This is a genomic window from Rhodococcus sp. PvR044, assembly GCF_040548995.1.
Lineage (GTDB): Bacteria > Actinomycetota > Actinomycetes > Mycobacteriales > Mycobacteriaceae > Rhodococcus_G > Rhodococcus_G oryzae.
On sequence record NZ_JBEPSX010000006.1, the window covers coordinates 109,403 to 130,180 of the forward strand.

At 70.7% G+C, this 20,778-nt stretch carries 21 protein-coding genes; 13 read left to right on the plus strand and 8 right to left on the minus strand.

The annotated features are described in order from the left end of the window. Positions 1-56 precede the first annotated feature (56 nt). From ABIC28_RS15645 to ABIC28_RS15680, 8 genes are all read left to right on the plus strand, one after another. On the plus strand, positions 57-1,247 hold the full coding sequence (locus tag ABIC28_RS15645; protein WP_354579695.1) for a sensor histidine kinase: 1,191 nt from the start codon (positions 57-59) through the stop codon (positions 1,245-1,247). Further along, positions 1,244-1,870, plus strand: coding sequence for a response regulator (locus tag ABIC28_RS15650; RefSeq protein WP_209928530.1), 627 nt, complete (start codon positions 1,244-1,246; stop codon positions 1,868-1,870). The genes ABIC28_RS15645 and ABIC28_RS15650 overlap by 4 nt, the downstream gene beginning before the upstream one ends. A gap of 58 nt (positions 1,871-1,928) precedes the next feature. Continuing rightward, positions 1,929-2,390 carry a hypothetical protein gene (locus ABIC28_RS15655; protein ID WP_179800437.1) on the plus strand — a complete coding sequence of 154 codons (462 nt, stop codon included), beginning with the start codon at positions 1,929-1,931 and terminating at the stop codon, positions 2,388-2,390. A gap of 154 nt (positions 2,391-2,544) precedes the next feature. Next, positions 2,545-3,258, plus strand: a complete 714-nt coding sequence (locus tag ABIC28_RS15660; RefSeq protein ID WP_097210168.1) for a phosphatidylserine decarboxylase — start codon at positions 2,545-2,547, stop codon at positions 3,256-3,258. A gap of 59 nt (positions 3,259-3,317) precedes the next feature. After that, on the plus strand, positions 3,318-4,130 hold the full coding sequence (locus ABIC28_RS15665; RefSeq protein ID WP_097210335.1) for a CDP-alcohol phosphatidyltransferase family protein: 813 nt from the start codon (positions 3,318-3,320) through the stop codon (positions 4,128-4,130). Positions 4,131-4,295: 165 nt separating this feature from the next. Further along, complete coding sequence (locus tag ABIC28_RS15670) at positions 4,296-6,500, plus strand: AAA family ATPase (protein WP_097210167.1); 2,205 nt, start codon at positions 4,296-4,298, stop codon at positions 6,498-6,500. 40 nt (positions 6,501-6,540) lie between these two features. Beyond that, complete coding sequence (locus tag ABIC28_RS15675; RefSeq protein ID WP_097210334.1) at positions 6,541-7,578, plus strand: DUF3089 domain-containing protein; 1,038 nt, start codon at positions 6,541-6,543, stop codon at positions 7,576-7,578. 84 nt (positions 7,579-7,662) lie between these two features. Beyond that, on the plus strand, positions 7,663-8,034 hold the full coding sequence (locus ABIC28_RS15680) for a DUF1801 domain-containing protein (protein ID WP_097210166.1): 372 nt from the start codon (positions 7,663-7,665) through the stop codon (positions 8,032-8,034). Positions 8,035-8,124: 90 nt separating this feature from the next. On the opposite strand, the gene ABIC28_RS15685 is transcribed toward ABIC28_RS15680, so the two are convergent. Next, positions 8,125-8,877, minus strand: a complete 753-nt coding sequence (locus tag ABIC28_RS15685) for an isocitrate lyase/PEP mutase family protein (RefSeq protein WP_097210165.1) — start codon at positions 8,875-8,877, stop codon at positions 8,125-8,127. Between the two features lie 102 nt (positions 8,878-8,979). Here ABIC28_RS15685 and ABIC28_RS15690 point away from each other — a divergent pair, with 102 nt between their 5' ends. Together ABIC28_RS15690 and ABIC28_RS15695 are read left to right on the plus strand one after the other, a co-directional pair. Then, positions 8,980-10,389: a hypothetical protein gene (locus tag ABIC28_RS15690; protein ID WP_354579700.1), complete on the plus strand. Its 1,410-nt coding sequence runs from the start codon at positions 8,980-8,982 to the stop codon at positions 10,387-10,389. Next, on the plus strand, positions 10,386-11,687 hold the full coding sequence (locus ABIC28_RS15695; RefSeq protein ID WP_097210163.1) for a hypothetical protein: 1,302 nt from the start codon (positions 10,386-10,388) through the stop codon (positions 11,685-11,687). The genes ABIC28_RS15690 and ABIC28_RS15695 overlap by 4 nt, the downstream gene beginning before the upstream one ends. A gap of 107 nt (positions 11,688-11,794) precedes the next feature. On the opposite strand, the gene ABIC28_RS15700 is transcribed toward ABIC28_RS15695, so the two are convergent. The 3 genes from ABIC28_RS15700 to ABIC28_RS15710 all read right to left on the minus strand — a co-directional run bounded on the left by ABIC28_RS15700 (position 11,795) and on the right by ABIC28_RS15710 (position 13,725). Further along, a complete protein-coding gene (locus ABIC28_RS15700; RefSeq protein WP_354579702.1) occupies positions 11,795-12,163 on the minus strand; it encodes a magnesium transporter CorA family protein in 369 nt (122 codons plus the stop codon). Between the two features lie 32 nt (positions 12,164-12,195). Beyond that, entirely contained in the window at positions 12,196-12,555 is a 360-nt protein-coding gene (locus ABIC28_RS15705; RefSeq protein WP_097210161.1) for a CorA family divalent cation transporter, read from the minus strand. Between the two features lie 513 nt (positions 12,556-13,068). After that, complete coding sequence (locus ABIC28_RS15710) at positions 13,069-13,725, minus strand: TetR/AcrR family transcriptional regulator (protein ID WP_354579705.1); 657 nt, start codon at positions 13,723-13,725, stop codon at positions 13,069-13,071. Positions 13,726-13,882: 157 nt separating this feature from the next. Here ABIC28_RS15710 and ABIC28_RS15715 point away from each other — a divergent pair, with 157 nt between their 5' ends. From ABIC28_RS15715 to ABIC28_RS15725, 3 genes are all read left to right on the plus strand, one after another. Beyond that, complete coding sequence (locus ABIC28_RS15715; RefSeq protein ID WP_354579707.1) at positions 13,883-15,376, plus strand: MFS transporter; 1,494 nt, start codon at positions 13,883-13,885, stop codon at positions 15,374-15,376. 79 nt (positions 15,377-15,455) lie between these two features. Continuing rightward, complete coding sequence (locus ABIC28_RS15720; protein ID WP_354579709.1) at positions 15,456-16,307, plus strand: SDR family NAD(P)-dependent oxidoreductase; 852 nt, start codon at positions 15,456-15,458, stop codon at positions 16,305-16,307. Between the two features lie 85 nt (positions 16,308-16,392). Continuing rightward, complete coding sequence (locus tag ABIC28_RS15725) at positions 16,393-17,178, plus strand: patatin-like phospholipase family protein (RefSeq protein WP_097210157.1); 786 nt, start codon at positions 16,393-16,395, stop codon at positions 17,176-17,178. Positions 17,179-17,201: 23 nt separating this feature from the next. Here ABIC28_RS15725 and ABIC28_RS15730 read toward each other — a convergent pair whose 3' ends face one another. The 4 genes from ABIC28_RS15730 to ABIC28_RS15745 form a co-directional block, all read right to left on the minus strand. After that, positions 17,202-18,026 carry an O-methyltransferase gene (locus tag ABIC28_RS15730; RefSeq protein ID WP_097210156.1) on the minus strand — a complete coding sequence of 275 codons (825 nt, stop codon included), beginning with the start codon at positions 18,024-18,026 and terminating at the stop codon, positions 17,202-17,204. A 67-nt stretch (positions 18,027-18,093) separates the two neighbouring features. Then, positions 18,094-19,713 carry a GMC oxidoreductase gene (locus tag ABIC28_RS15735; RefSeq protein WP_354579712.1) on the minus strand — a complete coding sequence of 540 codons (1,620 nt, stop codon included), beginning with the start codon at positions 19,711-19,713 and terminating at the stop codon, positions 18,094-18,096. A 44-nt stretch (positions 19,714-19,757) separates the two neighbouring features. Next, on the minus strand, positions 19,758-20,348 hold the full coding sequence (locus tag ABIC28_RS15740; RefSeq protein ID WP_097210154.1) for an ASCH domain-containing protein: 591 nt from the start codon (positions 20,346-20,348) through the stop codon (positions 19,758-19,760). A 3-nt stretch (positions 20,349-20,351) separates the two neighbouring features. Next, entirely contained in the window at positions 20,352-20,759 is a 408-nt protein-coding gene (locus tag ABIC28_RS15745) for an NUDIX hydrolase (RefSeq protein ID WP_354579714.1), read from the minus strand. Positions 20,760-20,778: the final 19 nt, after the last annotated feature.

The window sequence follows — 20,778 nt, forward strand, 5'->3', positions numbered from 1 at the left end:
GGAGATCATCCGAATGGCCGATCCGGCGGCGGCGCCCGCTCCGTAGGATCGACCCGATGTCCAGTCCTGTCACCGCCCGCGGCGACCAGGTCCCGGCCGACCGGGACTCCCGCGGACCGCTCGACGTCGCGATCCACGTCTCGTTCTACGTGCTGCTGGCGACCTCGACCGCCCGATACCTGACCTATCACGGCGTCAGCGGCCGGTTCGTCATCGTCGCGGCCCTGATCGTCGCGCTGGCCGCGCTCTACGCCGTGACCGTGGCCCTGTCCCGCCGGGCGGGCGTCTGGCAGCCCTGGGTGTGGCCGGTGCTGACCACCTGGGCGGTGCTGGTGTGGCTGGCGCCGAGCTTCGCATGGTGCGCGTTCCCGATGTTCTTCCTCTGCACCCGCGCGTTCTCGAGCAGGACGGCGTACTTGATCGTCGCGGGGCTCGCCGTGGTCACCAGCGTCGCCTTCTTCAACTTCAGCGGCCGCACCGAGTGGGCCGTGCTGATCGGACCGATCTGCACCGGCGCCCTCGTGGTGATCGCGTACGGCCAGATCGAGCGGGACAGCCGGGAACGGGTTCGGCTGCTCGAACAGGTCGCCGAGGCGAAGTCGCGGCTCGCCGAGACCGAACGCGCGGCGGGCGTGCTGTCCGAGCGCGAGCGGCTCGCCCGCGAGATCCACGACACCGTCACCCAGGGCCTGACCAGCAGCCTGCTGCACCTCGAGGCCGCGGACCTGGCCTGGGACCAGCCGCACTCACCCGCGCGCGAGGAGGTACGGACCGCGACCGCGTCGCTGCGCGAGAACCTCGCCGAGACCAGGAACCTGGTGCACTACCTCGCCTCCCCCAATCTCGAGACGCAGAGCCTGGACGCGGCCCTGCTCGGCGCCGCGCGCGGGCACTTCCCTGCGGCTCAGCTGCGGGTGGTCGGCGTGCCGGCCGCGCTGCCTGCCGAGGTCGGCCACGCGCTGCTGCGGATCACCCAGAGCGCGGTGTCGAACGTGTCAAGGCACGCGGACGCGCAGACTCTGGGGGTGACCCTGACCTACCTGCCCGGCGCCGTCGCCCTCGATGTGTTCGACGACGGTCGCGGCTTCGCGGCCGATGCCGTCGGCGACCATTCCACGGCAGGCGGGTTCGGCCTCCGCGCGATGCGGCAACGGGTGCAGGCACTCGGCGGCACGCTCATCGTGGAGAGCGCCCCCGGCGAGGGCACCGTCGTCGCCGCCCAGATCCCCTACGGAGGCGAGCGATGACAGCGACGACCGTGATGCTGGTCGACGACCACCTGGTGGTGCGGGCTGGGCTGCGGGCCCTGCTGGACTCGCAGCCCGACATCGAGGTGATCGGCGAGGCCGATTCCGGCGAGCAGGGCGTGGACATGGCCGCGGCGCTCGCCCCGCGGCTGGTGATGATGGACCTCGCGCTCGGCGCGGGCATCGACGGTGTCGAGGCGATCCGCCGGATCCGCGCCGCCTGCCCCACGCTGCCTGTGTTGGTGTTCACCACCTACGACACCGACGCCGACGTGGTCAGGGCCATCGACGCCGGCGCCATCGGTTATCTGCTCAAGGACTCGGCGCCGCAGGAGATCTTCGCCGCCATCCGTGGGGCGGTCGCGGGCCAGAGCGTGCTGTCGCCCCCGGTGGCATCGCGGTTGCTGCAGCAGATGCGACGCCCCGACGAGGCGCTCACGGCACGCGAGGCCGAACTGCTCACCCTGCTCGCCGAGGGCCTGACCAACAAGGAACTCGGCAAGCGGCTGTTCATCAGCGAGGCCACCGTCAAGACGCACCTCGCGCACATCTACGCCAAGCTCGGGGTGGACACCAGGGCGGCGGCGGTCTCGGTCGCGTTGCGCCGCGACGGGATTCGCTGACGGCCCGCTGTCGGTGGCCCGGCCTACCGTCGTGCTCTCACCCGACGGAAGGCAGACGATGAGCGAAGCGGACCCGATCATGACCGGCATCATGGCCGCGCAGGAACTGGCGAACGGCGGTGATCGGGCGGGCGCCCGCGCGGCGTTCGCGACGTTGTGGGAACGGACCGGGCCCGACGGGGATCCGCTGCACGCCGTCACGATCGCCCACTACATGGCCGACGTGCAGGACGAGCCGGCGGACGAGCTCGACTGGGACCTGCGCGCGCTCGAGGCGGCAGATTCCCTCACCGACGAGCGCGCCCAGCGACACCACTCGTCGCTGCAGGTGGCGGGCTTCTATCCGTCGCTGCACCTGAACCTCGCCGCCGACTACGCCAAGCTGGGCGAGGACGACCGGGCGCGGGCGCACCTCGAGCTCGCGGAGGCGTGCGTCTCCACGCTGTCGGACGACGGCTACGGCGCGACCGTCCGTGGCGGCATCGCCCGGCTGAGGGAACGGCTCTCACAGGCCGGGTGAGACAACCGGCGGCGGGCTCGTTCACCCAGCTCAGCGGCGGCCGGGTCCCCCTTCCTTGCCCGTCTCGGCTAGCCTGTGGGTGCCCGAGCCCGGCCTCGAAGCCGCCCGGGCGCACGTTCTCGCCGGACAGCAAGACGAACAGTAAGAGGAGCCCGTGGCCCGCCGCCCCATCCCGATTGGCACCCCGCAAACCACCGGTATCGCGCACGTCGCGGAACTGGTCCGCAACACGGTTCCGCCGCTGCATCCGGCCGGGATCCCGTTCGTCGTGGCGCCGCTGACGGTCGCGCTGCTCGGACGCAACCGCAAGTGGGTCCGCCGCGCGGGTCTCGCGGCCGCGGGCGCCAGCGCCGCCTTCTTCCGCCACCCCCACCGGGTGCCGCCGAACCGCGCGAACGTCGTGGTCTCCCCCGCCGACGGCGAGGTCGCCCTCGTCGACACCGCCGTCCCGCCCGCCGAGCTGAACATGGGCGACGCCCCGGTCCCCCGGGTGAGCATCTTCCTGTCCGTGCTGGACGTGCACGTGCAGCGCAGCCCCGTCGCGGGCGAGGTGCTCGCCGTGGTCCACAAGCCGGGCAAGTTCCTCTCCGCCGACCTCGCCGAGGCCAGTGACGCCAACGAGCGCAACTCGATGCTGCTGCGTACCGAGGCCGGTCACGAGATCGCCGTCGTCCAGATCGCCGGACTGTTGGCCCGGCGCATCGTGTGCGACGCCAACGTCGGCGACCGGCTCCCGATCGGCGACACCTACGGCCTGATCCGGTTCGGGTCCCGGGTGGACACCTACTTCCCCAAGGGCACCACCTTGATGGTGGAGCGGGGACAGCGCGCCATCGGCGCCGAGACCGTCCTCGCCCTGCTCCCGTGAACACACCGAAGCGCACCGTCGCCGCGGCGGTGACGGCCAGGAGGACGGCGGCGTCCGGGCTGTTCCTGCTGCCGAGCACCATCACGATCCTGGCGCTGTGCGGCGGCCTGTCCGCGGTCAAGTTCGCCCTCGACGGCAAGCTCGGCATCGCCCTCGCCATGATCGGTGCGGCCGCGGTGCTGGACTCGCTGGACGGCCGGATCGCCCGACTACTCGACGCCACCAGCAAGATCGGCGCCGAGCTCGACTCGCTGTCCGACGCCATCTCGTTCGGCGTCGCCCCGGCGCTGGTGCTGTACGTGACGCTGCTCGACGCGGGCAGCGCCGGCTGGATCATCGCGCTCGTCTACGCGGTGAGCATCGTGCTGCGGCTGGCCCGCTTCAACACCCTTCTCGACGACGACTCGGCGCCCGCCTACGCGAGCGAGTTCTTCGTCGGTGTGCCCGCCCCGGCGGGCGCGCTGATCGCGCTGACCCCCCTCGCGGCCTTCGTGCAGTGGGGCGAGGGCTGGTGGTCGTCCTTCTACGTGGTCGCCATCTGGACCATCCTGTCCGCCGCGCTGATCGTCAGCCGGGTACCCACCCTCGCGATGAAGACCTTCGCCGTGCCGAAGCGGATGGCCGCGGCGCTGCTGGTGGTCGTCGCACTGGTGGCGGCCGCCCTGGTCACCTACCCGTTCGTCCTGATGATCGTGCTGGTCTTCGCCTACCTCGTGCACATCCCGTTCGCGGTTCGCTCCAAGCGGTGGGTCGCCGCGCGCCCCGAGGTGTGGGACGTCAAACCGGCCGAGCGCCGGGCGATCCGGCGGGCGCCGACGGGCGACGGCGGCCGGGTCTCCGCCGCGCGCCTCGGACTGCGACGCCCCCGGTAGCCCGGCCGCGTCGTCGGCGTCACCAACGCCGACGACGCACCCTTTTTCGCCAGATCGCACAGCCGTTGCACCCCCAACCGCTGTGCGATCTCGTCATTTCCGGCGCGAACCTGTCGGTACCTGCGCGGAATCCGGCAGACCCGGCCGCGCACTAGGCTGGTCCACGTGAACTCTCCGGAACTCGCGCTCACCGCCCGGTTGAACACCTCCGCCTCCGACGCCCGCCGCGGCGTGGTGCGACTGCACCCCGAGGCGCTGGCCGCGCTGGGGCTGCGCGAGTGGGACGGCATCGCCGTGATCGGCGCCAGGCGGACCGCCGCCGTGGTCGCGCTGGCGCCCGCCACCACCCCGACGGGCACCGCGCTGCTCGACGACGTCACCCTCTCCAACGCCGGGCTCAAAGAGAATGCGCGCGTGGTGCTCTCACCCGTGACGGTGTACGGCGCCAGGTCCGTCACCGTCACCGGGTCGGCCCTCGCGGCTGCGTCGATCCCCGACACCACGCTGCGACAGGCACTGCTCGGCAAGGTGCTCACCGTCGGCGACACGGTCTCGCTGCTCCCCCGCGACCTCGGGCCCGGCACCAGCACCGCGGGCGCGACGCAATCGCTGGCGCGCACCTTCGGTGTCGCCTGGACCTCGGAACTGCTCACCGTGACGAGTGTCGACCCCACGGGACCGGTGAGCGTGCAACCCAATTCGGCGGTCAGCTGGGGCATCGGTGTCGCGGTACCCGGCGCGGGCGCGGTGCCGTCCGTCGAGACGCCCGCCGCACTGGCCGCCGCACCTGCGCCCGCACCCGTTCCGCTGGCCGACCTGGTCGGCGTCGACGCCCAGGCCGCCAAGCTCAGCGAGTGGCTGAAGCTGGCGCTGGACGAGCCGGAATTGCTGCACACGCTCGGGGCGTCGCCGCATCTCGGCGTGCTCATCACCGGGCCCGGCGGGGTGGGCAAGGCGACGCTGGCGCGGGCTGTTCTCGCCGAGCGCACCGTGATCGCGCTGGACGGCCCGGGGATCGGCGCGCTCGATTCGGCCACCCGGCTGCAGCGGGTGTCGGACGCGGTTGCCCGCCTCACCGGCGCCGCGGCCGGGGAGCCGCACGAGCGCGGGGTGCTGCTCATCACCGACATCGACGCGCTGCTGCCCGCCGAGCCGGAACCGGTCTCCACGCTCATCCTCGACGAGCTGCGGCGCGCGGTGGACACCCCGGGCTGCGCGTTCGTCGCGACCACCGCACATCCCGATTCGCTCGACGACCGGGTCCGCGGCCAGGACCTGTGCGACCGCGAACTCACCGTTGCGCTCCCCGACGGCCGGCTGCGCAGGGCGCTGCTAGAGCTGATGCTGCGCAAGGTCCCCACCACCGACCTCAAGCTCGATGAGATCGCCGCGCGGGCACCGGGTTTCGTCGCCTCCGACCTCGCCGCCCTGGTCCGGGAGGCGGCACTGCGGGCCGCGGCGCGGGCCAGCAGCAGCGGGGAGGACCCGAACCTGATGCAGGAGGACCTGGTCGGCGCCCTCGACGTGATCCGCCCGCTGTCGCGGTCGGGCACCGAGGAGTTGGCGATCGGCAGCGTCACCCTCGACGACGTCGGGGACATGGTCGAGACCAAGCAGGCCCTCACCGAGGCGGTGTTGTGGCCGCTGCAGCACCCGGATTCCTTTGCCCGCCTCGGGGTGGACCCGCCGCGCGGGGTGCTGCTGTACGGCCCGCCCGGGTGTGGCAAGACCTTCGTGGTCCGCGCCCTCGCCAGCTCCGGCCAACTCAGCGTGCACGCGGTCAAGGGCGCCGAGCTGATGGACAAGTGGGTGGGCGCATCGGAGAAGGCGGTGCGTGAGCTGTTCCAGCGGGCCCGCGACTCGGCCCCCTCGCTGATCTTCCTCGACGAGGTGGACGCGCTGGCCCCGCGCCGCGGACAGAGCTCCGACTCCGGCGTCACCGACCGGGTGGTGGCGTCGCTGCTCACCGAACTCGACGGTGTCGAACCGCTGCGCGACGTGGTGGTGCTCGCCGCGACCAACCGGCCGGACCTGATCGACCCGGCGCTGCTGCGCCCCGGCCGGATCGAGCGGCTGGTCTTCGTGCCGCCGCCGGACGCCGAGGCGCGCAAGCAGATCCTGAAGACCGCCGGGAAGTCGATCCCGCTCGAGGCGGACGTCGACCTCGATGCGCTGGCCGAGGATCTCGACGGGTATTCGGCGGCGGACTGCGCGGCGCTGCTGCGGGAGGCGGCGCTGGCCGCCATGCGTCGCAGCGTAGACGCGGCGGACGTGACCGCGGCGGACGTCGCCGCGGCCAGGAAGGCGGTTCGCCCGTCCCTGGACCCCGAGCAGGTGGCACACCTCGCGGCGTACGCCGAGAATCGCTGAGGCTACCGGCCGGGTGGCCACGGGACTAGCATCCGTGAGCATGCCGAGCCGCCGCCCGTTCCGCCCGCTCGCCCGCGCCTGCACCACCCTGCTTCTGCTCGTCGGAGCCTTCGCGATCGCGGCTCCGCACGCCTCGGCCGCACCGCCGCAGGAGTCGGCGACCACCTGGCTGTGCAGGCCCGGCCAGACCGACGACCCGTGTGGCGGACGATCAGGCGCGCCGATCGACTGCTTCTACGTGTATCCCACCGCGTCGCTCCAACAGTCCGTGAACGCGAACCTCGACGCCTCACCCGAGCTGCGCACGGTCGCCCGCACGCAGGCAGAGCCGTTCGGTGAGAAGTGCAACGTGTGGGCTCCGGTGTACCGCCAGGTCACCCTGCGCGCGCTGTTCACCGGGACGGCCGAGGAGCGCAGCGCCGCGCTCGATGTCGCGTACGACGACGTGGAAAGGGCGTGGGACGACTACCTGGCCCATCACAACAACGGCCGCGGGGTGGTGCTGATCGGCCATTCGCAGGGCACCCGGATGCTGCGGATGCTGATCCACAATCGCATCGACGGGAAACCCGTCCAGCCACAGCTGGTCTCGGCACTGCTGCTCGGCGGTGACGTGCTGGTCCGCAAGGGCGCGACCGTGGGCGGCGACTTCGACTCGGTGCCCGCCTGCACCGACCCCGCCCAGACCGGGTGCGTCATCGCCTATTCGGCGTTCTCGCGGACGCCGCCGCCCGACACCCGCTACGGACTCTCGCCGCGTAACGCCGGGACGTCGGGCACCCGCGCGAATCTGCCGTTCGGCCCCGAATACGAGGTGCTGTGCACCAATCCGGCCTCGCTGCACGACAACGCCGAGGCCCCGATCCGCGGCGTCGTCGCCGGGCGCGAGGTGGATGCCTTCCGCGCCCGGTGCACCGGGGGCGACGGACCGCACGTGCTGATGGTCGAGGGCCGAGGCGCCGCCCTGCTGCCCGCACTCCCGACGGAGAACTGGGGTCTGCACCTGCTCGACGCAAACCTCGCGCAGCGGGACCTGGTCGACCTCGTCGGCGCCAAGAGCGCTGCCTACACGCGCTGACGCGCTGCGCGTCGCGATGCACTCGCGGTGGTCCGCGTGGATACTCGAGTGACCGGCGAGCGACACCAACCATGAAGAGAGCGAATGGCACCCATGGAGAATCCGTCTCAGCTGATAGATGCGAGGATCGAAGAGCTCGGTGACTGGCGGGGCGAAATGCTCGCTCACATCCGAACTCTCATCAAGAAGGCCGACCCGGACGTGGTCGAGGAATGGAAGTGGCGCGGAGTCCCGGTCTGGTACCACGCCGGAATGATCTGCACCGGTGAGACATACAAGAATATCGTCAAGGTCACCTTCGCCAAGGGAGCCTCACTGGACGACCCGTCGGGCCTGTTCAACACCGGCCTCGACGGCAACACCAGGCGGGCCATCGACATCCATGAGGGCGACACGATCGACGACAAGGCGTTCATCGCGCTCATTCACGAAGCCGTGGCACTGAACACGGCCTAGGCCGGCGAACACCGGGCATCGGACAGGTGCTCGCGTACCTGTCCGACGCCCGGTGTCGTTGACGGGATCACCCCGCGGAAAAGACGCGCGCTAGATCCAGCGGGCGAGGAGCTGGTTGGCACGCACCGCCAGCGCGGCCTGCAGCAGCGGGCCGAAGCTGACCCGGCCGACCCCGAGGGAGGCGTAGCTCGCCTTCTCGCCGCGCACCGGATCGGCGATCGCGTTGACAGGCAACGGGAGCTCCGAGGTCAGCCGCTGGTACACCTCGTCGCTGTGGAACCCGACCGGGTACAACGAGTCCGCGCCCGCCTCCGCAGCCAGCTTCAGCCGCGCGATCGCGCGCTCGACGCGATCGGACTCGTCGCCGACCTGCTTGATGAACAGGTCGGTACGGGCGTTCACCACGATGTGCACCCCGGCGGCGTCCGCCGCCCGGCGCAGCCCACCGACGAAGTCCGCGTGCTCCTGCGCCTCGCGCAGCCTGCCGCCCTCGCTGTGCACGGTGTCCTCGATGTTGAGCCCGACGGCGCCCACCTCGATCAGCCCGGCGATCAGCCGTTCAGGGGTCTGCCCGTAGCCGGACTCGATGTCGACCGAGACCGGAACGTCGACGGAGGCGGTGATCTGCGCGACGCGGGTCAGCAACTCCTCGAAGCTCATGCCCTCGTTGTCGGGCTTGCCGATCGAGTCCGCCACGGGGTGGCTTCCCACCGTCAGCGCCGCAAACCCGCCCTCTGCGGCCAGGTTTGCCGACCAGGCGTCCCACACCGTAGGCAGGATCACCGGATTGCCGGGCTGATGCAGCTGCAGCAGGGTGGTCGCCTTGTCGTTGATCGAAGTCATGCGCGCTCCTCGCGTCGTAGTCGGTCGTCACGATCCTGGCATGCGGGGACCCCGATCGCCCGGTTGCCGCCGCGGCGGGGCGCGGTCGGTTAGCGTCGAAAAATGCCCGTCGAACCCCGTGAAGTCCTCTCGGCCCTGACCGCCCTGTTCGGCGGGGTGCTGGCCGCGTTCGTACTGACCAATCCCCCGGGCGGCGGCTGGGCGGTCTACACGTCCGATCGCGAACTGAGCCGCTGGGTCTCCAGCCAGCCGACCGGGGTCGCGGTGGGAGCCGTCGTCGCGGTGCTCGCGTACGCGCTGCTGCAGCGCAAGGGATCCCGTCGGATCGCCTGGATCGCGATCGCACTCGCGACGGTCGTCCTGATCGGCGCGCGCCTGGCGGTCCCCGGGATCTGGGGCGTCGACGAGCTGATCGCCCTGCACTACCTCAAGACGGTGGCCGCAGGGGCGATCCTCGGCGCGGCGGTGGCGACGGTGTGGGGGCGGCGGGCCGGGCAGCTCGCGCTGACGCTCGGCGTGCTCGCCACCTTCCTCACCGCCCGCGCCTTCGAGCTGGTGTTCCCGGCGCAGACCACCTCCACCATCGGCGAACCGTCCTGGTGGCTGCTCGGACCGACGCTCGTGCTGGCTGTGGTGGCCGCGGCAGTTGCCGACGGCTCCACCCGGATCCAACGCGCGACCGGGCGCGAACTGCGCCTCGCGGTCACGGCCGCGGCGTCGATCGCGCTGGCCAACCGGGCCCTGCTGTACTGGATCGACCGGCAGGACTACACGTCTCGGGTCAGCTCGTGGATCGTCATCGGGCTCTCCATGGTGTTGGTCCTGGTGCTCACCTGGTTCGCCGCGCAGACGATCGAGGCGGCAGGCGGCCGATTCCTGTTGGCCACGACGGGCGTCGCGGCGGCCTCGATGCCGGTGCTGGTGGATCTCGGGGGGCCGTTCCCCGACGTCGAGCACTGGCAGGCGATCCTCGTCGGCGCGGTCGCGGTCGCGGTCGGCCTGCGCGTGTCGATGACGTGGCGGTCGACGATCGGCGGCCTGTTCGTGGTCGCCCTGATCCCGATGGTCGGCGCGATCTGGCCAGAACTCGGCCAGGACGGCCCAATGCTGCTGGTGCGGCTGGCCGTGCTCGGCGTCGGTGCGGGACTGTCGTTCGGGTCGTCGCTGCCCGGCACGGCGGCCTTCGCCGCGGTCGGGCTGGGGATCCCGTTCGTGTCCATGGTCTTTCACTCAGCGGCAACGGTCGACAGCGGTGAGGTCGCGTACGGCGGTTCGATTGATGGCGCGAATGTGCCCCTCACTGGCGATCCCATGAACAATCCACTCGAGTCCATGCCGGAGATGAGGCGGGAGCCGACATTCACCGGCGGCAGTTTCGTCGACATCTTCGACATCCCGGCCTACGACGACCGGGTCGCGGGTATCGCCCTGCTGATCGCGGTGCTGGCCTGCGCGGTCGGCATCCGTACGCTGGCCCGGCCGACGGCCACCACCGAGCCGGAACCCGCGTGAGCAGGCGCTGGGTCGCCGTCCTCGACACCACCGCAGCGTTTCTCGTTGCCGCTACCGCCGGTTGGGCCCTTGTCGCGCCGGTGGCCGAGCAGTCCGGCATCGCCGGGAGCGAGAGCCAGCTCCGACTGGTTCTGACCAGTCGGCCGCTAGCCGCCACCCTGGGCGTGGTGCTCGCGGTCGCGGTCGCGGGGGCCATGGCACGCCGCGGCTCCCGAGCAGGCGCCTATCTGGTTGCGGTCTCCGGACTCACGGTGCTGGGCCTCGGCGCCCTCGTGAATGTCCATGTACATCAGCTGGAGTCGGGGATAGCGCTGATCTATCTGGCGGGAATCGGCTCCGGGCTGGCGATGGGCGGCGCAGCCGCCGTGGCGGCGGGTACTCGGTATCCGACTGTCGCGCTCGGCGCGGGCGCGTTCGCGGCATTCATGCTCGCCTACCCAGCCGCGCATCCGACGGTGGAGTCCAGTTCATTCGGCTGGACGGCCTACAGCCTCCCCATCAGCGAGGCAGCCATGTTCACCGATCCACCGTGGTGGCTGTTGCTGCCCTCGCTCGGGTGCTGCGTGGCGGGCGCCGTGCTCGCGAGGGGTTCCGCGACAGAGCCTGCGGGCTCGTCGCGAAATCCGCTCTGCGCGGTCGCGATCGTCGTCGTCGCCGGGCTGACGAGCAACGCCGTCCTCGGCGAGCACCGCAGCGACTGGTCCGTCGCGGCTCCGATGCTCGCGCTGCTGCTGGTGGCGATCGTCATCGCCGCGTTTCTGCTCGATGGCCGTGACGGGGTGTTCCTGCTGACCGCCACCGCAGTGCTTGCCGCGTCCGCACCCCTCCTGGTGGCGACCGGCCCCGACCCGATCTGGATCGCGATCCTCCTGACGCTGCTCCTCGCGGGCGCCGCCGTCGGAAGTCGCTGGGCGAAACCGACTCTCGGGCTCGTATTGCTCGCGGTCAACGCCGCGGCCGGGCTGGCCGGACTGAACGACGCCTGGGCAGTCGAGGGGATCCGGTACCTCGCGCTGGCGCCGATCGCCGGCTATGCGCTCGCCTCGGCCGTGCCCCGGCGCGCGGCGTCAATCCCGGTGGGCCTGTCCGTCCTGTTCGTCCCGAGCGCGCTGACCATCGCAGGACAGGGCACGGGCAACTGGCACTGGGACACGCTGTCCGTGTTCGATGATCTTCCGCGTGGGGTATTCGAGCCCACGCCGCCCGACCCCTTCGCGCTCAGCCTCGCGATGACGCTGGTGATCCTCGCCTGCGCCGAGGCCGCCCACCGGCTCCGGCAGCGGGACCAATCCTCCTAGCGGGGGCCATGCCGCGACGACTTCCGCATGTATGACGAGCGAAAGCCGTTGTCGTGCCACCGCATGCTCCCCGCCGATAGCGGGGAGCATGCGGTGAACTCACTCCGTCAGACCTTCATCCAGCCCCTGCGCCGCATCACGACGTACAGGATGGCGCAGATGATCGCCAGCACGCCGACGAAGACGGGCCATCCGTACAGCCACCTGGTTTCAGGCATCCCGCCGAAGTCGCTGAAGTTCGCGGCGTAGATCCCGCCGAACGAGATGGGCACGAGGCCCACCGCGAGCCACCCGGAGACCACCCGCTGACGCCTGGTCTCCACGACCAGGTCCACCGACTTACGGTGCAGCCGAGAGAGCCCCGCCCGGTAGTCGCGGACACCCGCGAGAAAGGCGTGCAGTTCCTCGGTCCTGCGCTGTTCCAGGTCGCGGGCGCTCAGCCCGCGCAGACTGGCCGGGATGTGTTGCGTGGCCATGTGTTTCCTCCCTTCCGTGCTCGACAACCGGCTCACAGCCAGCCCTTGCGGCGCATCCCGAAGTAGGTGGCCAGCGCGCTGGTCGCCAGCACGCAGAGGAAGATCGGCCAGCCGTAGTAGAACTTGAGCTCGGGCATGTGCTCGAAGTTCGAGCCGTACAGCGACCCGAGGGCACCGGGAACCACAGCGACCGCCGTCCACGCGGTCACCCGGCGGGTCTGTTCGGTGACCTTCAGCTGGTCCTGAGTGATCTCGCAGATTTCTTCCATCTCCGAGTTCAGTCCGCGCAACTCAGTGCTGATGTCGCGTAGCAGCCCCACGTTCTCGGCGCTCGGCGCCATCGGGTCGGCGGTCGTCTGCGCGTAGTCGTTGGTCGGCATCGTGCTGCTCATGGGTGAATCCTTCTTTTCTCGGCATGCCGAAGGGCTGCGCGGTGCGCAGCGGGCGCATCGCGCGGGCAGGCCCGGCGCATGCCTCGATGGGAACGTATTTCGCTGGGAGATCAAGCGGTACGGCACGCGTCAAGGCCGCACCTCCCGGCGGTCGAGGGTGAGCGAAAGCCCAGGCACGACCGCGTGGCGGTGTCGAGAAGAGCGTGGTCTAGGAAAAGCAGGGAGGCGCGAGCACCGCGCAACCGATCGGCGAAGGCACAAGGTCCGGAGGATGGGCCTGTACACGCGAGTCGCCACGCCACGGGGCGTCCGACGGTGCCGTCACGCGGCACCGGGGCGTTGCTACCGGGCGTCGAACGGGATCGGTAACGGAACCGGTGACGTCTGCGCCTCGGATCTGAGACCAGGCACGCCTACCACCTCCCGCAAGTTGGGGCACGGGCTCGGCACGCGCCGCAGACAGGTTAAACGAATAGCAAAGCAATGCCAAAATCGACGGCCTGGCCGCCTCACTCAGCCGCGGGCGCGGGCGGTCTTGGCCACCTCGACCTGCTCGTCGGTCAGCGGCGCAAGCGGCAGCGTGTCGCGCGTGGCCCCTTCGGCGCGCATACCGTCGAGCACCAGCGAGAGGTAGCGGCGCCAGGTCTCGGGCGAGACCGCCCGGTTGAAGTCGATGACCGCGTCGAGCATGCAGCTCACCGCGAACAGGTCGTTGACCTGGATCTCGGGGCGCAGCGCACCCGCTTCCTTCGCCCGGTCGACGAGCTGCTGGATCGCAGGCGTGATCCGCTGTCGCGCGCACGCGACCTGCTCGCGGCCCTCGTCGTTGGTGAAGAAGACATCGCCGAGGCCCCTGCTCAGCGACATCCATTCACTGGTGAGCCCGATGAAGTCGACCAGCGCGGCCCAGGGGTCCTCGCGCCGCAACGCCGACTCGGCCGCCTCGGCGATCTGGTCCATGCTCTGCTCGAAGACACCGTCGACCAGTTCCTGCTTGCAGGTGAAGCGCCGATAGACGGTGCCGATCCCGACCTTGGCGTGCCGCGCGACGTCGTCGAGGGTGATGTCGATGCCGCGGCTCGCGAACAGCTCCATCGCGGCGTCGAGGATCTTGCGTCGGTTGCGTTCGGCGTCGGCGCGCAATGGTCGTGCTGCTGGGGCGGTACTCACAATCGTCGATTCTGCCATTCCCGAAATCTGCCATCAGGGGATTTGTCGTAGCGACCAAATTAAGTGGAGACAAGTCCTCCGCTTAGTGCTACCGTTCCCTAAGTGGAGAATACTCCTCCACTTCAACCTCCACCACTCCACGAGGCGAGGCTCGCTCATGACCACGACCACGACCGAACGCCCGCAGACCGGGCCAGGAGATACGACGCGGGAGCACCGACTGCGCTGGCTGATCCTGGCCGTCATCGGCCTGGCCCAGCTGATGGTGGTGCTCGACGCGACCATCGTGAACATCGCCCTGCCCGCGGCGCAGCAGGACCTCGGCTTCTCCGACGCGGACCGGCAGTGGGTCGTCACGGCCTACGCACTCGCCTTCGGCAGCCTGCTGCTGCTCGGCGGCCGACTCAGCGACCTGTTCGGACGCAGGAACACCTTCGTCATCGGCCTCGTCGGCTTCGCGGGCATGTCCGCGCTCGGCGGCGCCGCGGTGAACTTCCCGATGCTGGTGGCCGCGCGCGCAGGTCAGGGCGTCTTCGCTGCCCTGCTCGCGCCCGCCGCACTGTCGCTGCTGGCGACCACCTTCACCAAGCCGGACGAGCGAGCCAAGGCGTTCGGCGTCTTTGGCGCGGTCGCGGGCGCGGGCGGCGCGGTCGGGCTGCTGCTCGGAGGGATCCTCACCGAGTGGACGTCGTGGCGCTGGAGCCTGTACGTCAACCTGATCTTCGCGGCCGTGGCGCTGGTCGGCGCGGTCCTCATGATCGCCCCGCACCGGTCGGACCACCGGCCCAAGCTCGACATCCCGGGCACCATCACCGTCTCGGCCGCACTCTTCGGCATCGTCTACGGGTTCTCGCACGCCGAGTCCCACGGCTGGTCCGACCCGATGACCATCACCTGGCTGGTGGCGGGCGGCCTCCTGCTCGCGGCGTTCGTGGTCATCGAGACTCGCGTCGCCCACCCGCTGCTCCCGCTCCGGATAGTCCTCGACCGCACCCGCGGCGGGTCGTACCTGGCGATGTTCGTCACCGGCTCCGGCATGTTCGCGGTGTTCCTGTTCCTCACCTTCTACATGCAGACGGTGCTGCAGTACACGCCGATCATCACCGGCGTGGCCTTCTTGCCGATGGTCGCAGGCATGGTGACCTCCGCGACCACCGCGACCGCGGTGCTGCTGCCGAGGGTCGGGCCGCGGGTGCTGATCACCACCGGCCTGGTCGTCGCCGCAGTCGGGCTGGCGGTGCTCGCCCAGATCGAGGTCGACAGCTCCTACGTGACGATCATCCTGCCCGGACTGGTGCTGCTCGGCCTCGGCATGGGCATGGTGTTCGCACCCGGCATGCAGGGCGCCATCACGGGCGTCGACCCCGACGACGCGGGCGTCGCCTCCGCGACGGTGAACACCATGCAGCAGGTCGGCGGATCGATCGGCACCGCATTGCTGAGCACCGTTGCCGCGACCGCGGCCACGAGCTTCATGAACGGGCGGGTGCCGTCCCAGGAGAACGCGGCCCTCGCCGCCGTCCAGAGCTACACGACGACCTTCTGGTGGGCCGCAGCGATTTTCGTGGTCGGCGCGGCGATCTCGGCGTTCCTGCTCCCCCGCGGTCTGCTGCCCGCCCCGGCCGAGGGGCAGCCGGCCATGGCGCACTGACCCGGATCGCAGCCACGGGCCGTGCTCGACCGCTACGCTCCGACACGGCCCGTGGCCACCCAGGCGACAAGGAGCACAGATGCCGAAAACCGTTGTGGTCACCGGAGCCAATTCCGGGATCGGCCTCGCGATGGCGCACGAACTGGCGGCCCGCGGGGCCACGGTGTGCCTGGCCTGCCGCAATCAGGCAAAGGCGGAGGCCGCCCGCGAGGAGATCGTGCGCCGGACCCCCGGTGCCGAGGTGGACGTGCTCTCCCTCGACCTGGCCTCGTTCGAGCACATCCACCGATTCGCGACGGACCTCGCCGCGCGCCATGAGCGCGTCGACGCGCTGATCAACAACGCCGGCGCCTCCCCGCTCAAGCAGCAGTTCACCGCCGAGGGTTTCGAGTTGCAGTTCGGCGCGAACTACCTCGGCCCCTTCCTGCTCACCCACCTGCTGTTGCCGCAGCTGCGGCGCGCGGCCGAGCAGACCGGCGACGCGCGAATCGTGCACGTGGCGTCCGTCGCCCACAACATCGGCCGCATCGATCCCGACACGTTCCGCGGCCGCTCGAAGTACCGGCCGTTCCCCGCGTACGCGCAGTCCAAGCTGGCCAACCTGATGTTCAACTACGCCCTCGCCCGGCGACTGCCCAACGGACTGAGCACACATGCCATGCACCCAGGGGGCGTCGACTCCGACATCTACCGGGAACTGCCGCGGCCCGTGCACGCGGCGCTCCGCCCGTTCCTCATCTCCGCCGACCGGGCCGGCCGCCTGGGCACCGAACTGGCGCTCTCCCCCGAATACCGGGACCGCTCGGGCGAATACCTCACCGCGCAGCGACCGAACCCGGTCAGCCGACGGGCCCGCGATGTCGCGGCGCAGGAGGCGCTGTACGCCGAGAGTGCCGTGCTCGCCGGCGTGGAGCCGCTCCCCCGACGCTGATCACACCGAGATGCACTGGGTCCGACGCGAATCGGCTGCGGCGCGCCTTGACCTCAGCCACGGTTGAGATAGCAAGATCTTTCTCATGAAACGCGCACTCGTACTCGGTCCCGGTGGCATCGTCGGTACGGCGTGGCTGGCCGGACTTGCCGTCGGCCTTCGCCGTGCGGGCGTGGACCTGGCCGGTGCCGACCTCATCATCGGCACATCGGCGGGCGCGATCGTCGCCGCGCTGCTCGCCACCGGCCAGGACCCGAACCGCCTTGCCACCCTCACCAGATCCGGGAACGGCGCGGCCGACCCTCGCACGCTGACCGAGGTGCTCGCGACGCTCCAGGATCCCGCCCTGGAGCAGGGCGAGAAGTTGCATCGGGTCGGGCGGATGGCCCTCACCGCCGACGTGCCCTCCGAACAGACCCATCTCGACCGGACCGCAGCCCTGATCGTCGCCCGCGACTGGCCCGAACAGCGCCTCCTGATCACCGCGGTCGACACAGAATCAGGCGAACCCGCGCTCTGGGATCGGCACGGGGATGCGTCGCTGCTGCAGGCCGTCGCATCCAGTTACGCGGTGCCCGGCCTCTACCCGCCCATCACGATCAGCGGCCGCCGCTACATGGACGGCGCCTTCCGCGCCGGATCCGACGCGGACCTGGCGGCCGACGCGGGCACGGTGGTCGTCATCGAGCCGCTGGGTCATCTCTACCCCAGCGGAGCCCCCATCTCGATCGCCCCCGACCGGGCGAGCTTGGACGCTTTCGGCCCCAACCTGCACGACATGTCGGCCTGGGAGACGTGCTTCGAGGCCGGTCTGCGGCAGGCGGTGCCTGCCGCAGACCTCATCGGTGGGCCGTGGAACGGCAACGGCTGAGGAGCCCGCTCACGCAGTCGCCGCTACCCCTGATACTCGGACTCGAGCACCAGGTCCCTGAGCACCCGTTGGTATTCGACGTGGGTGGGGTGCTCCGTTGTCCGCCACCGCCCGCCCTCCTCCGAACGCATGAAGGCCAGGTAGTCGGGGGCGCCGGGGAACCTGACGTTGTCCGCGACCACCCGGCTGCCGGGGTGGAGCCAGCCCTCGTCCACGATGCGGAGCAGGTCCGGCAGGTAGGCGCTCTTGAGGTGGTCGACGAACACGAAATCGACTGTGCCGGTATCGATACCGTATTCATCCCGCAGTCGCCTCACGGTCTCGCCACCGTCTCCGATCGACCCGACCACCGAGGTGATGCGTTCGCCGACCCCCGCGTGCTCGAAGATCCGCCGGGCGATCGCCTCGTTTGCCGGGTTGATCTCGACGGTGCAGATCGTGGCGTTCGGGGGCATCACCCGCGCCATCCGCAGCGCGCTGTACCCGCAGTACGTCCCGAGCTCGAGCAGCAGCGCTGGCCGGGCGCGCCACACCGCCGCGTCCAGGATCTCGCCCTTCTCGTCGCCGACGTTCATCAGGAACTTCCGGGTGTGTGCGAAGTCGTCGATGGCGCGGATCACGTCGTCGAGGTCCCCGCGACGGGCCGTCGCCAGCACGTGCGCGGCCAGCGCCTCCTCCCGCCCGTCACCGACCTGCCCCTCACCCAGCAGGCGCCTGGCACCGAGCGCGAACCGGATCACCGACCACCGCAGAAACGGCACGGGCTTGCCCGCCAGCCGGTTGGCGATCACCGCCGCGCCGACGAAGGCGGCGGCGAACGTCGCAACCACCACCGGTCTCGAGGTCATCTCATCCCCTTCGCCGCTCCCCGCTCAATCGTCGACCCCACGCCGCCACACGGCAACCGCGCACGCCTCAGCCGTTGGTGGCCAGGAAGTGGTCCATGCACCGCTCCGCGACCGCCGTGATCGTCAACGACGGGTTCACCAGCGCGGTGGAACCGGGGATCAGCGAGCCGTCGACGACGTACATGTTGTCGTAGCCGGCGACCCGGCCCTCGTAGTTGCACGCCTGGCCCATCACCATCCCGCCGAGTCCGTGGAAGGTCGCGGCGCTGCCGAATCCGGCGAGCCGCGGGTAGATCGGGATGCCGTTCGCCGGGTACCCGTGCGCCACGTCCGCCCGTTCGTGGAACCGGCCGGCGAACCGACGCCCGCGGGCGTCGACATCGCTGTCGGCCTCGCCGTGCGGGTAGTTCAGTTCGGCCCGGCCAAGCGCGGGGTTGTAGTCGATCGAACCCCGCTCGCTCGTGATCAACTGGATCAGGTTGGTGCTGGTGTTGCCGCCCGCGATCTCCGGGAACGGCGCCGCCTGCCACGACATCGCCACCGTCCCGTCGGGTGTGTCGTCGTCGTAGAGGGCCGCGACGCCCGGGCCTGCCTGCTTGGCGCCGTACTCGCGGTGCGTCAGGGTGCGCGAGATGAGGAAGTCGCCGTTGTTGCCGAAGCCCTTGCCCGCGTGCTCGTTCAGCCTCGGCAGCGCGCCCTTCGCCTTCGCGGTCACCAGCAACGCGCTTGTATAGAACGAGCCGGCCGCCATGAACAGGTAGTCGGCGACCAGGCGTTTGTGCTCGAGGACGAGCCCGTACTCGTCGATACGTTTGACGGTGACCTCGAACCCGCTCTGCCCCTGCACCTCCCGGATCTCGACGACCTCGTGCAGCGGCAGCACCGTGACGTTGCCTGTCGCCTCGGCCCTCGGCAGGTAGTTGTGATCGACGCTGTTCTTCGCCCCGGAGTTGATGCCGTACGGGCCCTCGCCGACGGTCACCGACGGGCGCCGCGTCCCGGCCAGCTCTTCGCGCACCAGGTCCCAGTCGACACAGAAGTCGTGGAAGGACGGCTGACCGCCGTAGTCCGCGACGTCGGCGAGCCACGCCCGCGCGCCCTTGTAGGCGGGGTGGGCGAGCAGATCGGCGGGCAGCGGCGAGGTGCCGAGCGACGCCCGCGCCCGCGGGTAGTACACCCGGTCCAGCTCGCCGTAGTCGATCTGCCGCGGGAAGACCTGCTCGAAGTCGCGCCGTCGCGGCTGCGGGGTGTAGGTGCCGAACACCAACGAACCGCCGCCCACGCCTGCGCCGTAGACCGAGTTGATGCCGTTGCCCCTGACCTCGTCGACGACGCCGACGTAGCGCTGGATCGGCTGCAGCTGGGTCAGCGGGTTGATGTACGGCCGGTCGTGCAGCCAGGACGCGCGGCCGTCCGGCGCGTCCAGGGTGGCGAACGTGTTGCCCGCCGGATCGATCGGCCAGCGCCTGCCGCGCTCGAGGACCGTGGTCTCGATGCCCGCCATGCCCAGCCGCAGGGCGGCCACCGCGCCGCCGAAGCCGCTGCCGACGACGATCGCGGTCTTGCCGCCCGGCGGCGCGGCCTGTGCCGCGGCGGTATGGGTGGCGAGCGGGCCGAACGCCGCGGCGCCCAGGCCGAACGCGGCACCGCGCAGAACGGTACGACGGGACAAGCGAGGCGAGTCCATCTCCGGAATCTAGCCCTCCCGACCGCGGGCGGGAGGGGGAATCGTCAGGCGCCCGCGCCGTCGGCGAAGACGGTGTCGAGCACCCGCCTGCCCCGCGGGCTCAGCCGGTAGCCGACCTCCAGGCTCTCGGTGAGCCCGAGTTCCTTGAGCCGGCGCACCCGGATCTTGAACGGCTGCCGCTCCATCGACATCGCCTCCGCCAGCTCGGTCGAGACCACCGCGGGCCGTTCGCCGATCAGGCGCAGGGTGGCCTCGGTCCAGGCCCCGTTCGCGTCCATCCGCGCCAGCCGCCGCCTCAGCTTCTCCAGTTCGGCCTCCGACAGCTCGGCGTTCTCCCGTAGCGCCTGGCGCGGATCGGCGCCGCCGTAGCGCAGCGCGATCCGGTACAGGATCGGACCGTGCGCCTTCTTGTCGACGAAGGCGAGCATCTTCTCGGCCGACGGGAACCCGGCCGCCTCCGCGTCGGCGTCCGACACCTCCGCGGGCGTGATCTCCTCGACGGCGTCGAACGCGATCACCCCTACCGCAGTCCGCTGGCTCGACCCCGCCCGCACCCGCGCGCGGTCCCACCGCCGGAACGCGAGCGTCACCGCGCCGGACCTGATGCCCTCGAGGTGCGCCGCGGTGAAGATCACGGGTCAGTCCACCAGACCCAGCGCCTGCAGCCGCTCGAACACCAGCCGCGAGCCGGGTGCGGTCTCCGGCATCGCGGCGTACTCGTCGACGGTGAAGTACCCGAGCTCTGCGATCTCGCTCGTCGCGGTCGGCTCATCCGTCAGGTCCGCGAGGAAACACGTCATGTGCAGCCGGGTCCCGGCCGGGTGCCCGAAGGCCTCCGCCTCGAAAACGCCGAGCGTGCTGAGCGTGCCCTCGACGACGCCCGCATCGAGCTCCTCACGAATCTCCCTGTGCAGGGCCTCTTCCGGGGTTTCGCCCGGGTCGATCTTGCCGCCTGCCATGTAGAAGGCCGACTTGCCTGCGGAGCGGGCCTGCAGCATGCGGCGGTCCCGGATGTGGGCGAGGGCGACGGTCCTGATCTCGGCCATGCGGACACGGTAGGCGCTC